The organism is Priestia megaterium (genome assembly GCF_046599315.1).
Lineage (GTDB): Bacteria > Bacillota > Bacilli > Bacillales > Bacillaceae_H > Priestia > Priestia megaterium_F.
In genome coordinates, this window is record NZ_JBKIKC010000003.1 from 634506 (window position 1) to 650918 (window position 16413).

General features: G+C 38.7%; 16 protein-coding genes. 13 read left to right on the plus strand and 3 right to left on the minus strand.

The window, feature by feature from the left end; genetic code table 11:
- Positions 1–75: 75 nt before the first annotated feature.
- Positions 76–1155 carry a YsnF/AvaK domain-containing protein gene (locus tag ACLHDF_RS14310; RefSeq protein ID WP_413919404.1) on the minus strand — a complete coding sequence of 360 codons (1080 nt, stop codon included), beginning with the start codon at positions 1153–1155 and terminating at the stop codon, positions 76–78.
- A gap of 291 nt (positions 1156–1446) precedes the next feature.
- Here ACLHDF_RS14310 and ACLHDF_RS14315 point away from each other — a divergent pair, with 291 nt between their 5' ends.
- From ACLHDF_RS14315 to yajC, 7 genes are all read left to right on the plus strand, one after another.
- A complete protein-coding gene (locus ACLHDF_RS14315) occupies positions 1447–1983 on the plus strand; it encodes a BofC C-terminal domain-containing protein (RefSeq protein ID WP_413919405.1) in 537 nt (178 codons plus the stop codon).
- Positions 1984–2280: 297 nt separating this feature from the next.
- The gene (ruvA, locus tag ACLHDF_RS14320; protein ID WP_413919406.1) at positions 2281–2892 is read left to right on the plus strand and encodes a Holliday junction branch migration protein RuvA; all 612 of its coding nucleotides are present in this window, start codon (positions 2281–2283) and stop codon (positions 2890–2892) included.
- 16 nt (positions 2893–2908) lie between these two features.
- Entirely contained in the window at positions 2909–3910 is a 1002-nt protein-coding gene (ruvB, locus tag ACLHDF_RS14325) for a Holliday junction branch migration DNA helicase RuvB (RefSeq protein ID WP_413919407.1), read from the plus strand.
- Positions 3907–4107 (plus strand): DUF2905 domain-containing protein, encoded by a 201-nt coding sequence (locus tag ACLHDF_RS14330; RefSeq protein WP_413919408.1) that lies wholly within the window; start codon positions 3907–3909, stop codon positions 4105–4107. Before ruvB ends, ACLHDF_RS14330 begins: the two co-directional genes overlap by 4 nt.
- A gap of 23 nt (positions 4108–4130) precedes the next feature.
- Entirely contained in the window at positions 4131–5159 is a 1029-nt protein-coding gene (gene queA / locus ACLHDF_RS14335) for a tRNA preQ1(34) S-adenosylmethionine ribosyltransferase-isomerase QueA (RefSeq protein WP_413919409.1), read from the plus strand.
- Positions 5160–5182: 23 nt separating this feature from the next.
- Positions 5183–6322 (plus strand): tRNA guanosine(34) transglycosylase Tgt, encoded by a 1140-nt coding sequence (tgt, locus tag ACLHDF_RS14340; RefSeq protein ID WP_013059317.1) that lies wholly within the window; start codon positions 5183–5185, stop codon positions 6320–6322.
- A 72-nt stretch (positions 6323–6394) separates the two neighbouring features.
- Complete coding sequence (gene yajC, locus ACLHDF_RS14345; RefSeq protein ID WP_116073771.1) at positions 6395–6658, plus strand: preprotein translocase subunit YajC; 264 nt, start codon at positions 6395–6397, stop codon at positions 6656–6658.
- A 35-nt stretch (positions 6659–6693) separates the two neighbouring features.
- Here yajC and ACLHDF_RS14350 read toward each other — a convergent pair whose 3' ends face one another.
- Positions 6694–7077, minus strand: coding sequence for a TIGR04086 family membrane protein (locus tag ACLHDF_RS14350; protein ID WP_413919410.1), 384 nt, complete (start codon positions 7075–7077; stop codon positions 6694–6696).
- A 146-nt stretch (positions 7078–7223) separates the two neighbouring features.
- Here ACLHDF_RS14350 and ACLHDF_RS14355 point away from each other — a divergent pair, with 146 nt between their 5' ends.
- Positions 7224–7877 (plus strand): DUF421 domain-containing protein, encoded by a 654-nt coding sequence (locus ACLHDF_RS14355; protein ID WP_413919411.1) that lies wholly within the window; start codon positions 7224–7226, stop codon positions 7875–7877.
- 20 nt (positions 7878–7897) lie between these two features.
- Here ACLHDF_RS14355 and spoVB read toward each other — a convergent pair whose 3' ends face one another.
- Positions 7898–9448 carry a stage V sporulation protein B gene (gene spoVB / locus ACLHDF_RS14360; RefSeq protein ID WP_413919412.1) on the minus strand — a complete coding sequence of 517 codons (1551 nt, stop codon included), beginning with the start codon at positions 9446–9448 and terminating at the stop codon, positions 7898–7900.
- Between the two features lie 124 nt (positions 9449–9572).
- On the opposite strand from spoVB, the gene ACLHDF_RS14365 reads away from it, so the two are divergent.
- The 5 genes from ACLHDF_RS14365 to ACLHDF_RS14385 all read left to right on the plus strand — a co-directional run.
- A complete protein-coding gene (locus ACLHDF_RS14365; RefSeq protein ID WP_028411692.1) occupies positions 9573–9866 on the plus strand; it encodes a post-transcriptional regulator in 294 nt (97 codons plus the stop codon).
- 136 nt (positions 9867–10002) lie between these two features.
- A complete protein-coding gene (gene secDF / locus ACLHDF_RS14370) occupies positions 10003–12240 on the plus strand; it encodes a protein translocase subunit SecDF (protein WP_413919413.1) in 2238 nt (745 codons plus the stop codon).
- A 140-nt stretch (positions 12241–12380) separates the two neighbouring features.
- Complete coding sequence (gene recJ / locus ACLHDF_RS14375) at positions 12381–14723, plus strand: single-stranded-DNA-specific exonuclease RecJ (RefSeq protein ID WP_413919414.1); 2343 nt, start codon at positions 12381–12383, stop codon at positions 14721–14723.
- A 15-nt stretch (positions 14724–14738) separates the two neighbouring features.
- A complete protein-coding gene (locus tag ACLHDF_RS14380) occupies positions 14739–15251 on the plus strand; it encodes an adenine phosphoribosyltransferase (RefSeq protein WP_251391511.1) in 513 nt (170 codons plus the stop codon).
- 184 nt (positions 15252–15435) lie between these two features.
- On the plus strand, positions 15436–16413 hold a 978-nt coding region (locus tag ACLHDF_RS14385), incomplete at its 3' end, for a RelA/SpoT family protein (protein ID WP_413919415.1).

Consider the following 16413-nt stretch of genomic DNA (forward strand, 5'->3'; position numbering starts at 1 on the left):
GCTGTTTTTTTATGAGAATGCATATAAAAAAGCTGCCGTTTGAAGCCAGGCAGCTATTCCTCGAACATGTAACTATTAATTTTTCTTGTTAGAAGCAGATTTGCTTGTTGTTTTGGATTCCGCTTCTTCCTTTTGGGCGTTAGTTTCATTTTGTTTGAGGCGACCTTCTCTTTTTTTTGTATCTGCTGGTGCCGTAGCGACACTTTTAGTATTTTTTACACTTTGTGCAGAAGAGCTTGTCTTGTTAGCTTGTGTGTTTGGCTTCTCGTTGTTAGTTATCTGACTATTTTCGTATTCTGCTTCCACGTCGCTTGCTAGAGCTGCAGAAACTTGAGCGTAAGTATGATCTGTATAGTTCATCATATTCTCATATACTTCAGGATTCGCAAGTCCATCCGGTTCTACGCTTGCTTCTTCTTTCTTAATCGTTTCAGTCCATTCCTTTGTTTCTTGAATAAGTTTCTTTCCTATAATTACTTCTTCAACAATAACTGGTCTTTTGGTTACTTCTACTCGTTCTTCCATGATTGGAACACGAATAATTTCATCTTCTGTAAGTGGCCCAGCGTTATAGTCTCCGTCAATTACAGGGCGGCGTTCAATGTAAAACTCTTCTCTCGTAACAGGAACGTGTACAGTTCTTTCTTCCTCTATTACTTTTTTGTGAAGTTTTACTTCACCGACTTGGACGCGTTCTTTTAAGACATCTAATTTTTCTTCACGTAGTTGGACAGCTCTATGCTCGTTGTGTTCTGTGTAGGTTCCGTAGGCTGGCGTTTGTTCAGAGCTTACGGCATCTATTAAAATTAGTATTTTACCAGCAGCTACATCCGTTTCGCACTGGACGGCTGAGATATCCGGTATGCCCATGCGGATTAATTTTGATTTCAAGCCGTTTCCTTGTTTGAGCCCCATGCCGCCTGTCATCATGGTAAAAAAGTTGTCCATCATGACACCAGCTAATGAACTTACAGCAGGTGAACCAGCTTCAATAATTACATTGGTATCGTGACTTATTTGAAATGTATTGCTTTTACTGTTGGAAATAACCATAATATCTGTTTCTCGATAACCTTGACGTTTTAAATTGTGGATAACATCCAAAGCTTCTTTCTCTGAAAAAAAAGTTCCGACTACACGTTTATTCATTTTCATTGCTTCAGCTCCCTTTTTTATGAAAATAGATAATAGAAGTCCTTACAATTACTTCCACTATGTACATACCCGGCAAAAATTTAATTAAAACGTTCAAGAGGAAATTTTACAAACAGTATGTAAATGTAACAAATACTCCATGTTTTCTTCACATAGCGTTTTGAAAGGGATCTGCTTAATAAAATAAGAGGATAAAAGAAAATAAGTAGGTCAAACTATTAGTGTAGATTTTTACAAAACCTTTTTAGATCATCCTAAAAAGAATATGATTAACGTGTGAGGTGAAGGTGAGTGAAGAAAGTCATTCATCAAGCAGCTTTTTTAATGCTAGTAAGTATTGTGCTTTGTATAATGCCGTACCGTGCAGATGCGAATGAGAGGGAGCCGATGACATTATTTCTTGAGCGTGTATATGTAGATGGAGTCGTAAGTCAAGAGATGATTAAAAGTCCTTCTATGACTAAAAAACAATTAATGAAAAAATATAAAAATTGGCGACTGCTTAAAGAAACGGATCAAGAGTTAGTTTTTAGAACAAGTATAGATGATATTTCACCTATTTTAAAAGAGAACGGCTACGTAGGGCTTTCTGTTAACGGTATCCTTTCAGCATTTGAGGGCAAACCAGCTTCATCACAGCACATTATCCAATCGTTTTTTCAAATTGATATCCAAAGGCTTGAAAGCTATCAGCATGAACAATTAAAGAAAGGTATTCGCGTTCAATCAAAAGATGAATACCTTTCCCTCATTAACTTCTATAAAATTTATCAGCTTCAGCAGCGGCCGCTTTCCATCAAGCAGCCGTTTTTTAGTATGGTAAAATAATTATTGAATGCAACATTCTAAATTGCTTCTATTTGCTTTTGACGATATGTTAAAATGGTATTCAGCAGTCTAATATTGTATATACCTTAAAAGGTCATTCACTAATAAAAGTGGGCGGTTCTATCTTTTACAGCTATTTTAAAAATAGATAGACAAAGATGAAAAGAGGCACACGTTGTCTTGAACGTCTTTTTAAACAGCAACTTCAAAGGAAAATAGAGAACGATGCGGGCAGGATTCTTCGTAGGTAAGGTTGAAGGTCACTGCCCGCGCGTACGTGATTAAGGAGAGAGCTTATTGTTTGATTATATCAAAGGCCCTGTTACATATATAAATCCTGAGTATGTAGTAATTGAAAACACCGGAATAGGCTATCAAGTTTTTACGCCGAATCCATATGTGTTTTCAATTGATGAACAACCAAAGACAATTTACACTTACCAATACGTAAGAGAAGACGTAATTGCACTTTACGGGTTTGCTTCGAGAGAACAAAAGGATTTATTTATGAAGTTAATTAGCGTGTCAGGAATCGGCCCAAAAGGTGGTTTAGCTATTTTAGCTTCAGGCAATCCAGCGCAGGTTGTCCAAGCCATAGAGGAGGAAGACGAGAAGTTTTTAGTTAAGTTTCCGGGAGTAGGTAAAAAAACAGCTCGACAGATGATTCTAGACTTAAAAGGAAAGCTGCATGATATTGTACCAGATGCCGTTCCTTCTTTATTTGCAGATTTGGACGCACAAGAAGTCAAATCCCAAAGTTCAGAAGCACTTGATGAAGCGATTGAAGCACTTAAAGTATTAGGTTATGCAGAAAGAGAAATCAAAAAAATTGTTCCGGCTTTAATGAAGGAAACGATGACAACGGATCAATATATTAAAGAAGCGCTAAAACGATTATTGAAACAATAAGTAAGGGAGGAGTACAATGGACGATCGTATTGTAACGGGAGATGTTCTTGGTGAAGAAGAAATCATCGAGCAAAGTTTGCGGCCGCAAACCTTACAGCAATATATCGGTCAGCATAAAGTAAAATCCCATCTTGACATTTTTATTAAAGCTGCCAAAATGCGAAGCGAAACGTTAGATCACGTGCTCTTATATGGTCCTCCAGGACTGGGTAAAACAACTCTTGCTACTATTATCGCTAATGAAATGGGCGTACAAATCCGAACGACCTCAGGGCCAGCCATTGAGCGTCCAGGCGACTTAGCCGCAGTTTTAACCAGCTTAGAGCCTGGAGATGTGCTTTTTATTGATGAAATTCATCGATTAAATCGATCGGTTGAAGAAGTACTATACCCAGCAATGGAAGATTTCTGTTTGGATATTGTGATTGGAAAAGGACCGAGTGCACGTTCCGTCCGTCTGGATTTGCCTCCGTTTACGCTAGTAGGTGCAACGACAAGAGCAGGGCTTTTATCTTCTCCTTTGCGTGATCGCTTCGGCGTTTTAAGCCGTTTAGAATATTATCAAGAAGAAGATCTTGCTTCGATAGTAGAAAGAACAGCAGCTATATTAGATGTAGAGATTGATCAGAAAGCTACATTTGAGATGGCTAGGCGCGCTAGGGGAACACCGCGTATTGCGAATCGCTTGCTTCGAAGAGTAAGAGATTTTGCCCAGGTCAAAGGAGACGGAGCCATAACTGAAAGCCTTGCTACCGAAGCATTAGAAATGTTGCAGGTGGACCGTTTAGGTCTTGATCATATTGACCATAAATTATTAAGAGGGATTATCGAAAAATTTAGAGGCGGACCTGTAGGGTTAGACACAATATCAGCTACTATTGGTGAAGAGTCTCACACAATTGAAGACGTATACGAGCCGTACCTATTGCAAATTGGCTTTTTGCAGCGAACGCCGCGAGGACGAATTGTGACTCCTTTGGTTTATGATCATTTTCAGCTGGAGGTGCCTGATCAGTGAATGAGATGCCTAAAATGCTTATTGTTTTAGGGAGCATTTTAGTAGTAATTGGACTGTTATGGCAGTTCGTTGGCAAGCTTCCTGGTGATATTTTCATTAAAAAAGGAAATACAACCTTTTATTTTCCAATTGTGACATGTGTTTTAGTAAGCATTGTGTTATCACTTATTTTTTATGTAATTGGCAGATTTAAATAATTAAGTAGAAACAGGTGAACATTTTGAAAGTAGATTTATTTGATTTTCATTTACCAGAAGAATTGATTGCGCAAACACCGCTTGAACAGCGAGATGCGTCAAGACTCATGGTGTTAAACAAAGAAATAGGAAGTGTGAAGCATCATATGTTTCATGATCTTCTTGATTATGTGCAAGAAGGAGATTGTTTAGTGTTAAACGACACGCGTGTTCTTCCTGCACGATTATTTGGGACAAAAGAAGATACAGGTGCTAATATTGAAGTATTGCTTTTAAAACAAACACAGGGCGATACGTGGGAGACGCTGGTAAAACCGGCTAAACGAGTAAAAGAAGGCACGGTTATTTCGTTTGGGGACGGACGTCTGACAGCTGTATGTAAAAAAACGAGTGATCAAGGCGGACGTTTGTTAGAATTCCACTATGAGGGTATCTTTTATGAGGTGCTTGAACAGTTAGGAGAAATGCCGCTACCGCCTTATATTAAAGAACGCTTGGATGATCAAGAGCGCTATCAAACGGTTTTTGCTCGCGAACAAGGCTCCGCAGCAGCACCAACAGCAGGTCTTCACTTTACAAAAGAGATGCTAGAACAGTTAAAAACAAAAGGTGTGCATATTGCATTTTTAACGCTTCATGTTGGATTGGGTACATTCCGTCCAGTCAGCGTTGACGACTTAGAAGAGCACGATATGCACTCAGAGTTTTATCAAGTGAGTGAAGGAACCGCTGCTTTACTAAACAGCGTACGCGAAAAAGGCGGTCGCATTATTTCAGTAGGTACAACTTCTACCCGTACTCTTGAAACAATTGCAACTGAGCATAACGGCAAATTTGTTGCTTCTTCAGGCTGGACGAATATTTTTATTTTTCCAGGGTATGAATTCAAAGCAATTGATGGAATGATTACAAACTTCCATCTTCCAAAATCTACGCTTATTATGCTTGTAAGTGCCTTAGCAGGAAGAGAAAACGTGATTTCTGCCTATGAACAAGCTGTAGCAGAGAAGTACCGCTTTTTCAGCTTCGGCGACGCAATGCTAATTTTGTAATTTAACATGAAAGGAATACATCAATGACAGCAATTCGTTACGAACATATAAAAACTTGTAAACAAACAGGAGCTCGTTTAGGTATTGTCCATACGCCTCATGGCTCATTTGAAACGCCTATTTTTATGCCAGTAGGCACATTAGCTACAGTAAAAACAATGTCTCCGGAAGATTTAAAAGCAATGGGTGCAGGCATTATTTTAAGTAATACGTATCATTTATGGCTTCGTCCAGGTCATGAAATTGTCAAAAAAGCGGGAGGCCTTCATAAATTTATGAACTGGGATCGTCCTATCTTAACGGATTCAGGCGGCTTCCAAGTTTTTAGTTTAAGTGATTTGCGCCGTATTGAAGAAGAAGGCGTTCATTTCCGCAACCATTTGAATGGAGACAAGCTCTTTTTATCTCCAGAAAAAGCGATGGACATTCAAAATGCACTTGGGTCTGATATTATGATGGCATTTGATGAATGCCCTCCTTATCCTGCAGAATATGACTACTTAAAACGTTCAGTGGAGCGCACAAGCCGCTGGGCAGAACGATGCCTTGAGGCTCATAGCCGTCCTCAAGATCAAGGTCTTTTTGGAATTGTTCAAGGTGGAGAGTTTGAAGATTTACGCCGTCAAAGTGCAGCTGACTTAGTTTCAATGGACTTTCCAGGTTATGCTGTTGGAGGCCTATCAGTTGGAGAACCAAAAGATGTGATGAATCGTGTGCTTGAGTTTACGACTCCATACTTACCAACTGACAAACCTCGTTATTTAATGGGAGTAGGATCACCTGACTCATTAATTGATGGAGCAATTCGTGGGATTGATATGTTTGATTGCGTATTACCAACGCGTATTGCACGTAACGGAACGCTTATGACAAGCGAAGGTCGTCTTGTTGTTAAAAATGCAAAATATGCCGAAGACTTCGGTCCGATTGATCCAAACTGTGATTGCTACACATGTCAAAATTATTCAAGAGCGTATATTCGCCACTTAATTCGCTGTAATGAAACGTTTGGAATTCGTTTAACATCTTACCATAACTTATATTTTCTGCTAAACTTAATGGAGCAAGTCCGTGAAGCCATTCGCGAAGACCGACTTGGCGATTTCCGTGATGAGTTCTTTGAAAAATATGGGTTTAACGGTCCAGACGCAAAGAATTTCTAGGTCACTACAGGAATTTTCATCAAATTTATGAATGAGTACCTGTTGATAATATAAATAAAAGGAGGAGTTTTCATGGGTGTTTTACAAAATATTTGGCCATTACTTCTAATGTTTGTCATTTTCTATTTCTTGTTAATCCGTCCACAGCAAAAACGTCAAAAAAACGTACAGCAAATGCAATCAGCACTTAAAAAAGGTGATAAGATTGTTACAATTGGCGGAATGCACGGCTTGGTAGACGCAATCGATGAGTCACAAGTTGTAGTTCGCAGCACTGACGGTTCAAAATTAACGTTTGACCGCAATGCTATTCGTGAAGTAAGAAGCGTAGATTAATAAAAAAACGTCACGTACATGTACGTGACGTTTTTTTATGCTTCTCGTGAACCGGCAATGTTCACACCAACAATTCCTCCGAGAATAGCGACTCCAATAAATCCAGCGTGAAATAAAAGCTGTTGTGCAGAGAAAAGATGGCTATAGCCGAGGAATTGTAGCAAAAACATCAAAAACGAATAGGAAAGGCCAGTTGCGCCTCCTACAAAAAGTCCCTTTGAACCGTTTCTTCCTCCCGCGATAAATCCTCCGATAAACAGTGTAATAAAGGAGAGAATCAGTAAAAATAAACGTACCGACTGTTCTTCAAGTGATGTGAATTTTAAAATAAGCGAAAAGATAATACTAATTACTAAACCCATAACTAAGATTGTTGCCACTCCCGCAAATACAGCGTTGCTCATTCGTTTTGCACCCAACTTGTTTCCCCCTCATGAAATGAAAAGATAGGTGAATCCTTAGTACGAGCATATTCGAGAGGACTTCAAAATAGACGCATAAAAGTAAGGCTATTTTAAAATAAATAGTACAAACTACAAGGGAATACATAAAGGAGGTCTTTGCAGTGGAGTTGTTCATCATGGTTGCGCGAACCGTTCTTTTATACGTAGTCGTTTTAATTATTTTTCGCGTTATGGGTAAAAGGGAAATAGGAGAGCTGAGCATTTTGGATTTAGTTGTTTTTATTATGATTGCTGAAATGGCAGTAATGGCTATTGAAAACCCAAAAGATCCTTTACTGTATTCAATTCTTCCGATGGTAACGCTTCTTATTATTCAAATCGGCTTAGCTATATGGTCTCTCAAAAGCAATCGAATGCGGAATTTTATTGATGGAAAACCTAGTATTATTATTGAAAATGGAAAGATAAATGAACATGAAATGAAAAGGCAGCGATATAACTTCAATGACTTGCTCGTGCAGCTGCGAGATAAAAATGTAAAAAATGTAGCTGATGTTGAATTTGCCATTTTAGAATCTTCAGGAAAGCTATCCGTGTTTGAAAAAGATCAGCAAACAGATGAAAAAGGCAATTTAAATTTGCCTTTTATCATTGACGGTGTTATTCAAGAAGAGCATTTATTGCATGAACACAAAACAGTGGAATGGTTAAAACAAGAGATGTCAAAACTTGGGTATTCAAACTTAGACAAAATTTCATATTGCAGCTATGATAACGGAAATTTTTTTGTGGATTTAGTAGATGTGAAACAATAAAACGCGGAGCGCTCCGCGTTTTATTTTCGTTTAAAATAACGTAAAACGGAAAAACGATTTAATTCTTCCTTTGTTATCAGTCTAAAAAGCAGCAAAAACAGTACATATATAAAGCTTGTAAGAGCAATTGATAAAATGGTTCGTAAGCTTAAAGGGAGGGAAGTGAAAAGGTTCATATAAGCAAAGTGTCCGATAAAACCTGATATTCCCATTACAGCAAAGCTGCGAAGATATTCAAATATATGAAGCTTATACGTGATTTTTTTCATGACTGTAGACAGGTGTAAAAGAGTGACAAGCATCATTCCAACAACGATTGCAAGGCCAGCTCCCATAATGCCTAGATTGGGCTGAGTTGCGAGTAAGAAGATAAGAGATGTTTTGACTGCTGCTCCTATAAAACTGTTAATCATGGCGGCTTTTGCAAGGTCTAGCGCCTGCAGAACAGCTTGAAGAGGCCCTTGGAAATAATAAAAGATAAAAAAAGGCGCCATTACTTTAACAAAAATAGCTGCTTTGTCAGAACCATACATCAATTCCATCACTGGATTAGCAAATACATAGAGAACCACAACGGCCAGTCCGCCTGTTACAAACGACAAGCGGAGAGCTTGATGAAGCCGATATTCGATTTGTTTCATTTGATTCTGTGCAAGAGATTCACTAATTGCCGGAACTAAGGAAGTGGACAAAGACACCGTTACGAAAGAAGGCAGCATCAGAAGAGGGAGTGCAAAGCCTGTTAATTCTCCGTACTGCTTCGTTGCTACAGCCGTCGCTACTCCTGCAATTGCTAAACTTTGAGCTACTACAATCGGTTCTAAAAACCAAGAGATTGAACCAATCATGCGGCTTCCTGTTGTAGGAAGAGCGATTCGCATTAAGTCAAAGAACGTATCTTTGCCTGCATGTAAAGAAGCAAAAAATTTTCGTCTTACCGTGATTTTCTTTTTTCGCTTGAACATAAATACCATATAAAACAGTGAAGCCAACTCTCCAAATACGGAAGATAGCATAGCGCCAGCAGCAGCGTACTGAATTCCATAAGGTAAAAACGCTTTTGTACATACGGCAATTAACGTAATGCGCACCACTTGTTCGATAATTTGAGAATAAGCAGCAGGTTTCATTTGCTGCTTTCCTTGAAAATATCCGCGGATGACAGACGAAACGGCGATAATCGGAATGACTGGAATAATCGCGAGCAGCGGATAGATAGTACGTGAATCTGTAAAGAAGGTTTTTGCTACAACGGGAGCGAATAATATTAGTCCGAGCGTAAATAACACGCTCAGCGTACACGTAATACTTAAAGAGACGACCAGTATTTTTTTTATTTTATGCCTGTCACCTAAAGCTTCTGCTTCTGCCACTAACTTTGAAATGGCAACCGGTAGCCCAAGCTGTGTTAAGGTGATTACTAATACCAGCGTGGGGACCGCCATCATATAAAGTCCCACACCTTCGTCTCCAATCATTCGCGCCACCACAATTCGATTGACAAACCCGAGTACACGTGTAATTAAACCAGCAATTATTAAAATAATAGTTCCCTGTAAAAATTTAGACATATACTCACTGCTTTCTGGAGGTTTATACAGTGAATATATGCGCTGTCAGTGTCCAAGCATGACAAGTATTCCTCATACGAGAAAGAAATTTTATGGAAAATGTCAAATGGAAAGGAGGATCGATATGACGCATCCATTTATTTCAGCTTCGAAAGAACTTATACAGCCTGTCGTATCCAGCAAAATGGAAGAGTTTCATATGCTTGGATATGAAGAAGTAACGGAGAATGATTTATTGAGTTATTTAGAGATGAAAAAATGGAAAAAAGAAAAGGAGCTATCTCTTCACCAAGTTGTAAATGATATTTTATCTGTTAAGATCACACAGGTGATGAGCTATGTAACCATTGAATCTTATAAATCCGATATGTTCTCCAGTGTTAATAATGGAGAAGACTGGAAAGAATTATTAAAGTAAAGTTTGTAAAATACATGTTTTAAAATTTGATAAGGTCTTTATTTGACAGGCATTAGGTTATGAATGATAATTAGATTGGTCATTTATCTATTGTTATCATTTCATGTTTTTACATAAGAAGGAGGATTTTCTGTCGATGGTTAAAAGAGGACGCATCGTTGCCTTTTTCCTCTTAGTACTGCTTGTGTTTAGTACAATCGGAACAACGATGACTGGAATTACAAAAGATATTAAACTTGGCCTCGACCTTCAAGGTGGATTTGAAATTTTATATAAGGTCAGTCCAGCTAAAAAAGGCGATGTCATTGACAAAAAGGCACTTAACAGCACGGTTGAAGCGCTTCGTCAACGTGTCGATGTATTGGGAGTTAGTGAGCCCAGCATTCAAATTGAAGGAAACGACCGCATCCGCGTTCAGCTAGCCGGTGTCACTAATCAAAAGCAAGCCAGAGAGCTGTTATCAACTCAAGCAAACTTAACGTTCCGCGACGTGAACGACAAAGTGCTGATGGATGGTACAGACTTAGCGCAAGGCGGAGCAAAACAATCGTTTGACCAAAGCAACCAGCCTAGCGTCTCATTAAAGTTAAAAAATGCGAAAAAATTTGAAAAGATTACGCGAGAGCTTTCTCAAAAAACAGCACCTAATAATTTAATTGTCATTTGGCTGGATTATGAAGAAGGAAAAGACTCGTACCAAAAAGAAGCGGCAAAACAAAATCCAAAGTATTTGTCTGCAGCATCTGTTAACAGCGTGTTAACACAGCCAGATGTTGAAATTTCAGGTGGAAACTTCACCGTAAAAAGCGCAACGCAGCTAGCAGAATTGCTAAATGCCGGGTCGCTGCCAGTTAAATTAGATGAGCTATACTCTACATCCGTTGGAGCTCAGTTTGGAGAAGAAGCTCTTCACACGACTATATTAGCGGGTATTATCGGCATCGGAATCATTTTCCTTTACATGCTGTTTTTCTACCGTTTACCAGGGCTTATTGCCATTATTACACTCAGCTTTTATGTGTACTTAAACTTAGTTGTATTTGACTGGATGCACGTGGTTATGACGCTTCCGGGTATTGCGGCTCTTATTCTCGGTGTAGGTATGGCAGTAGATGCAAATATTATTACCTACGAGCGGATTAAAGATGAACTCAAAACAGGAAGGTCTGTTATATCGGCTTACCGGGCAGGAAATCGTCGCTCCCTGGCGACCATTTTTGATGCTAATATTACAACGATGTTAGCGGCTCTTGTATTGTTCTTTTACGGTACAAGCTCAGTAAAAGGATTTGCCACAACATTAATGATCGGGATTGTGCTAAGTTTTGTTACAGCCGTATACGGTACCCGTTTATTAATGAGCCTTTTAGTAAACAGCCGCTGGTTTGATAAAAAACCAGGCTACTTTGGGGTGAAAAAAGAACAAATTCACGATTTAAGCAAAGACGATGGCACAACTGTTTTACCTACACGTTGGGATAAAATTGACTTTGTTAAATACCGTAAAGCGTTCTTCACGTTCTCAAGCGTGCTGGTCATTATTGGTATTATCTCAGTTGCTGTGTTAAGGCTGAATCTCGGTATTGACTTTACGAGCGGAACTCGCATAGAGATTCCAGCAAATCATACCGTTACGCAGGCTGAAATACAGCGGGAAATGAAGTCTCTTGATATTAAAACGGATGACGTAGTTATTACAGGAAAAAGTAATGATACGGGTGTTGTACGTGTAGTTGGAGTCTTGGATAAAAAAGAAATCGCAAATTTAAAAGATCACTTTAAAGACAAATACGGTTCTGAACCAAATGTAAGCACCGTTTCACCGACAGTTGGAAAAGAACTGGCAAAAAATGCGATGCTTGCAATCCTGATTGCTTCAATTGGAATTATCATTTATGTAACGATTCGATTTGAGTTCTACATGGCGCTTGCAGCCGTGCTTGCTCTGTTACATGATGCGTTCTTTATCGTTACTGTCTTTAGCTTAACTAGATTAGAAGTTGATTTAACCTTCATTGCCGCTATCCTGACAATTGTTGGTTACTCAATCAACGATACGATAGTTACGTTTGACCGCATTCGTGAAAATATGCAGAAATTTAAATCTAAAACGTTTGACGACTTGGCGTTTATCGTAAATCTAAGTTTACGCGAAACGTTTACTCGTTCGATGAATACCGTGTTAACAGTTGTAATTGCAGTTGTAGCCCTTCTTCTATTCGGAAGTGAATCAATTCAAAACTTCTCAATTGCTCTGTTAGTAGGTTTAATTCTTGGTGCATATTCCTCTGTTTTTATTGCTGCTCAGCTATGGCTTGTGTGGAAAGGGAAACAGTTGAAGCGCGAAGAACAAAAAGAAGTAGAGAGCAAGTAATTCAAAAACGTGCGAAGTTTTCGCACGTTTTTTTGTGCGTAAAAAAACAAGGCAGACTGTCAGAAAAATGTGCTTATTTTCTTTCATTGCTCCATTTCATCCACTCTAGTATAATAATGTGGGTTAAGGGGTGAAGAGACATGTTACAGTCAAAAAAACGTTGGAATGTTCGACAATGTGATGAACAACTTGTTAATGAATTTGTAGAAAACCTCAATATTACACCTCTAGTAGCTTCGTTATTACTTAATAGAGGCATGACAACAGTAGAAGCGGCACGTGAGTTTTTACACGTGGATGCACAAACGTTCCACGATCCGTTTTTATTGCACGATATGGACAAAGCAGTAGCTCGTATTCAACAAGCAATTGATCATGATGAAAAAATTATGATATATGGAGATTACGATGCGGACGGTGTCAGCAGTACTTCTGTTATGTTAGCTGCTTTACAGCAGCTCGGCGCTGATGCCGATTTTTATATTCCTAATCGCTTTACAGAAGGTTATGGGCCGAATAAGGCAGCATTTGATAAAATAAACGCAGGCGGCTATCAGCTGGTGATTACGGTAGACACAGGTATTTCGGCAGTCGAAGAAACGGCGTATGCACGTGAATTAGATTTTGATTTAATTATTACTGATCACCACGAGCCGGGGCCGGTTTTACCGGATGCTTATGCAATTATTCATCCAAAGCTACCGGGAAGTACATATCCATTTAAAGAACTAGCAGGTGTAGGTGTTGCTTTTAAACTCGCTCATGCGCTGTTAGGGGAGCTTCCGGAACATTTACTAGAACTAGCGGTAATTGGGACGATTGCTGATTTAGTTCCTTTAGTTGATGAAAACCGCTTAATTGCTCGCAAAGGTCTTGACTATCTCAAGTTTACGAAGCGCACTGGAATTGAGGCTTTGCTGAGTGTATGTGGAGTAAAACGTGAAGAAATTAATGAAGATACAATTGGATTTGCGATGGCTCCGCGTATTAATGCAGTAGGACGTCTTCAAGATGCCGACCCAGCTGTTCATTTGCTTATGACAACAAATGCTGATGAGGCAAAAGTTCTGGCTAAGGAAATTGATGCGTTAAATAAGGAAAGGCAGCAAATCGTGAACGATATTACGGAAGAAGCCGTTGAATTTGTTGAGAATATGTATCCTCCGGATGAAAACAGCGTTCTTATTGTAGAGGGAGAAGGATGGAATGCAGGAGTTGTTGGAATCGTCGCTTCTAGGCTCGTAGAAAAATTCTACAGACCAACAATTGTGCTAAGTATTGATTCAGAAAACCATCTTGCTAAAGGTTCAGCAAGAAGTATCGAAGGATTTGATTTATTCGCGAACTTATCTAAATGTCGTGATATTCTTCCCCATTTTGGGGGGCACCCAATGGCAGCTGGCATGACATTAAACAGCGATGATGTAGAAGAGCTGCGCAGACGTCTAAATGAACAAGCAAGCAACATGTTGACCGAGCAGGATTTTATTCCAATCACATCAGTTGATACAGTATGCACCACAGAGGAAATTACGCTCGAAAACATAGAACAAATGAGTGCTCTTGCTCCATTTGGTATGCATAATCCCAAGCCAAAGGTGCTCGTTAAAGATGTTCATACAACATCTATGCGGAAAATTGGTGCCAATAAAAATCATTTAAAACTCGTATTTGAAGACAGCGGTATATCGGTTGATGCAGTAGGGTTTGGGTTAGGCTATATATTAGATGAAGTATCTCCTATAGCTAAGGTGTCATTAGTGGGTGAACTATCTATTAATGAGTGGAACAATATGCGCAAGCCGCAGCTTATGGTAGAAGATATTTCTGTAAATGAATGGCAGATGTTTGATTATCGCAGCGCATTTGATGTTAAACGTTTCTTTGAGCAGGTATTTACCGACCAAATGAAAGTTGTTGCTTTTCATGCTTCAACAATTGAGAAATACAAGTCGTTACTGCCGATGGAGCATGTTGTTCTTATTCAGAGTGAAGAGCAGGCAAAAGCATGTATGTTTGCAGGGGAACAAATTGTTTTATTAGATTTGCCTCCTTCACAGGAATGGCTTGAATGTTTGTTTGTCCAAGGTATCCCTTCTAGAATATACGCTATTTTCTTAACAGAAGAAGATCATTATTTTGATACAATTCCAACTCGCGATCATTTTAAATGGTTTTATGGCTTTTTAGCGAAGAAAGGTCCTTTTGATTTAAAACGTTACAAAGAAGATTTAGCCATTCATAAGGGCTGGTCGAAAGAAACGATTGATTTTATGGCAAAGGTGTTTTTTGAGTTAGAATTTGTTACAATAAACAATGGCTTAATTTCGTTAGTGAAAAATTCTGCGAAACGTGATTTAATAGAATCTGCGACTTATCACCAAAAGCAGCAGCAGATTGAAATAGAAAAAAACTTTATTTATACGTCATATGTACAGCTTAAAAATCAATTCCAAGATATTTTTAAGCGTTCGATTGAATGAGGAGGCAACATTAGAATGAATTTTAAAGATTATATTACAATTGTACCTGACTGGCCAAAACCAGGTATTACATTTAAAGATATCTCAACATTAATGGATAACGGTGATGCATACCGTGCTGCAACGGATGAGATTGTAAAATATGCAAAGGATAAACAAGTTGATATTATCGTAGGGCCGGAAGCTCGTGGATTTATCGTTGGTTGTCCAGTAGCATATGCGCTGGGTATCGGTTTTGCACCTGTTCGTAAAGAAGGTAAATTACCGCGTGAAGTAATCAAAGTAGATTATGGTTTAGAATACGGTAAAGATGTATTAACGATTCACAAAGATGCAATTAAGCCAGGTCAGCGCGTGTTGATTACAGATGATTTATTAGCAACAGGCGGTACAATTGAAGCGACAATTAAGCTTGTCGAAGAATTAGGCGGAATTGTTGTTGGAGCTGCGTTCTTAATTGAACTTTCTTACCTTGATGGCCGTGACAAACTAGACGGTTATGATGTATTTACATTAATGACGTATTAAGAAGAACGATCACATAAAAAGAGTACCTGATACAGGTGCTCTTTTTTCGTTAAAAAGCGATGATACGTAAAATGGAAATGATGTAAATTTCATAAATTGGACGCAAAGGCTTTACATCCTTGGATTTTTTCAAGATAATAGTTACAATATGAATTAAAAATGCTAGTTGATAAAAGGTGATTTCATGGCAAATGAGCAAGTCCTAACAGCGGAACAGGTCATTGACAATACGAAGCGATATTTAAGTGAAGAAGATGTGGCTTTTGTACAAAAAGCATATGATTTTGCAAAAGAAGCTCACAAAGAACAATATCGCAAGTCGGGTGAACCATATATTATCCATCCGATTCAAGTCGCAGGAATTTTAGTTGATCTAGATATGGATCCAGCAACAATTGCAGCTGGGTTTCTACATGATGTGGTTGAAGATACAGAGATAACACTAAAGGATTTAGAAAAAGCTTTTAACGAAGAAGTAGCAATGTTAGTAGACGGCGTAACGAAACTAGGAAAAATTAAATATAAGTCTAAAGAAGAGCAGCAGGCTGAGAATCACCGTAAGATGTTTGTGGCAATGGCTCAGGATATTCGAGTTATACTGATCAAACTTGCGGATCGCCTTCATAACATGCGTACGCTAAAGCATTTACCACAGGAAAAGCAGCGACGCATTTCAAATGAAACGCTTGAAATTTTTGCTCCTCTTGCTCATCGTCTGGGTATTTCAAAAATTAAGTGGGAGCTTGAAGATACAGCTTTACGTTACTTAAATCCTCAGCAATATTATCGTATTGTAAATCTGATGAAGAAAAAGCGTGCGGAACGCGAGCAATATTTGGCTGAAGTTATTGATGAAGTTCGCGAGCAGGTAGATGAAGTTTCGATTAAAGTTGAAATTTCAGGACGCCCAAAACATATTTATTCTATCTATCGTAAAATGGCACTGCAAAACAAGCAGTTTAATGAAATTTACGATTTACTAGCTGTGCGCATTATTGTAAATAGCATTAAAGATTGCTATGCGGTGTTAGGAATTATTCATACGTGCTGGAAGCCAATGCCAGGACGTTTCAAAGATTATATTGCAATGCCAAAACAAAATATGTATCAATCTCTTCATACAACGGTTATCGGCCCAAAAGGTGATCCATTAGAAGTTCAA

Excerpts from the sequence above, each read along its gene's own strand:
- recJ (WP_413919414.1), top strand. The coding sequence starts at position 12,381 with ATGTTACAGTCAAAAAAACGTTGGAATGTTCGACAATGTGATGAACAA.
- spoVB (WP_413919412.1), bottom strand. The coding sequence starts at position 9,448 with ATGTCTAAATTTTTACAGGGAACTATTATTTTAATAATTGCTGGTTTA.
- ACLHDF_RS14380 (WP_251391511.1), top strand. The coding sequence starts at position 14,739 with ATGAATTTTAAAGATTATATTACAATTGTACCTGACTGGCCAAAACCA.
- tgt (WP_013059317.1), top strand. The coding sequence starts at position 5,183 with ATGACAGCAATTCGTTACGAACATATAAAAACTTGTAAACAAACAGGA.
- ACLHDF_RS14310 (WP_413919404.1), bottom strand. The coding sequence starts at position 1,155 with ATGAAAATGAATAAACGTGTAGTCGGAACTTTTTTTTCAGAGAAAGAA.
- ruvB (WP_413919407.1), top strand. The coding sequence starts at position 2,909 with ATGGACGATCGTATTGTAACGGGAGATGTTCTTGGTGAAGAAGAAATC.
- yajC (WP_116073771.1), top strand. The coding sequence starts at position 6,395 with ATGGGTGTTTTACAAAATATTTGGCCATTACTTCTAATGTTTGTCATT.
- secDF (WP_413919413.1), top strand. The coding sequence starts at position 10,003 with ATGGTTAAAAGAGGACGCATCGTTGCCTTTTTCCTCTTAGTACTGCTT.
- ACLHDF_RS14365 (WP_028411692.1), top strand. The coding sequence starts at position 9,573 with ATGACGCATCCATTTATTTCAGCTTCGAAAGAACTTATACAGCCTGTC.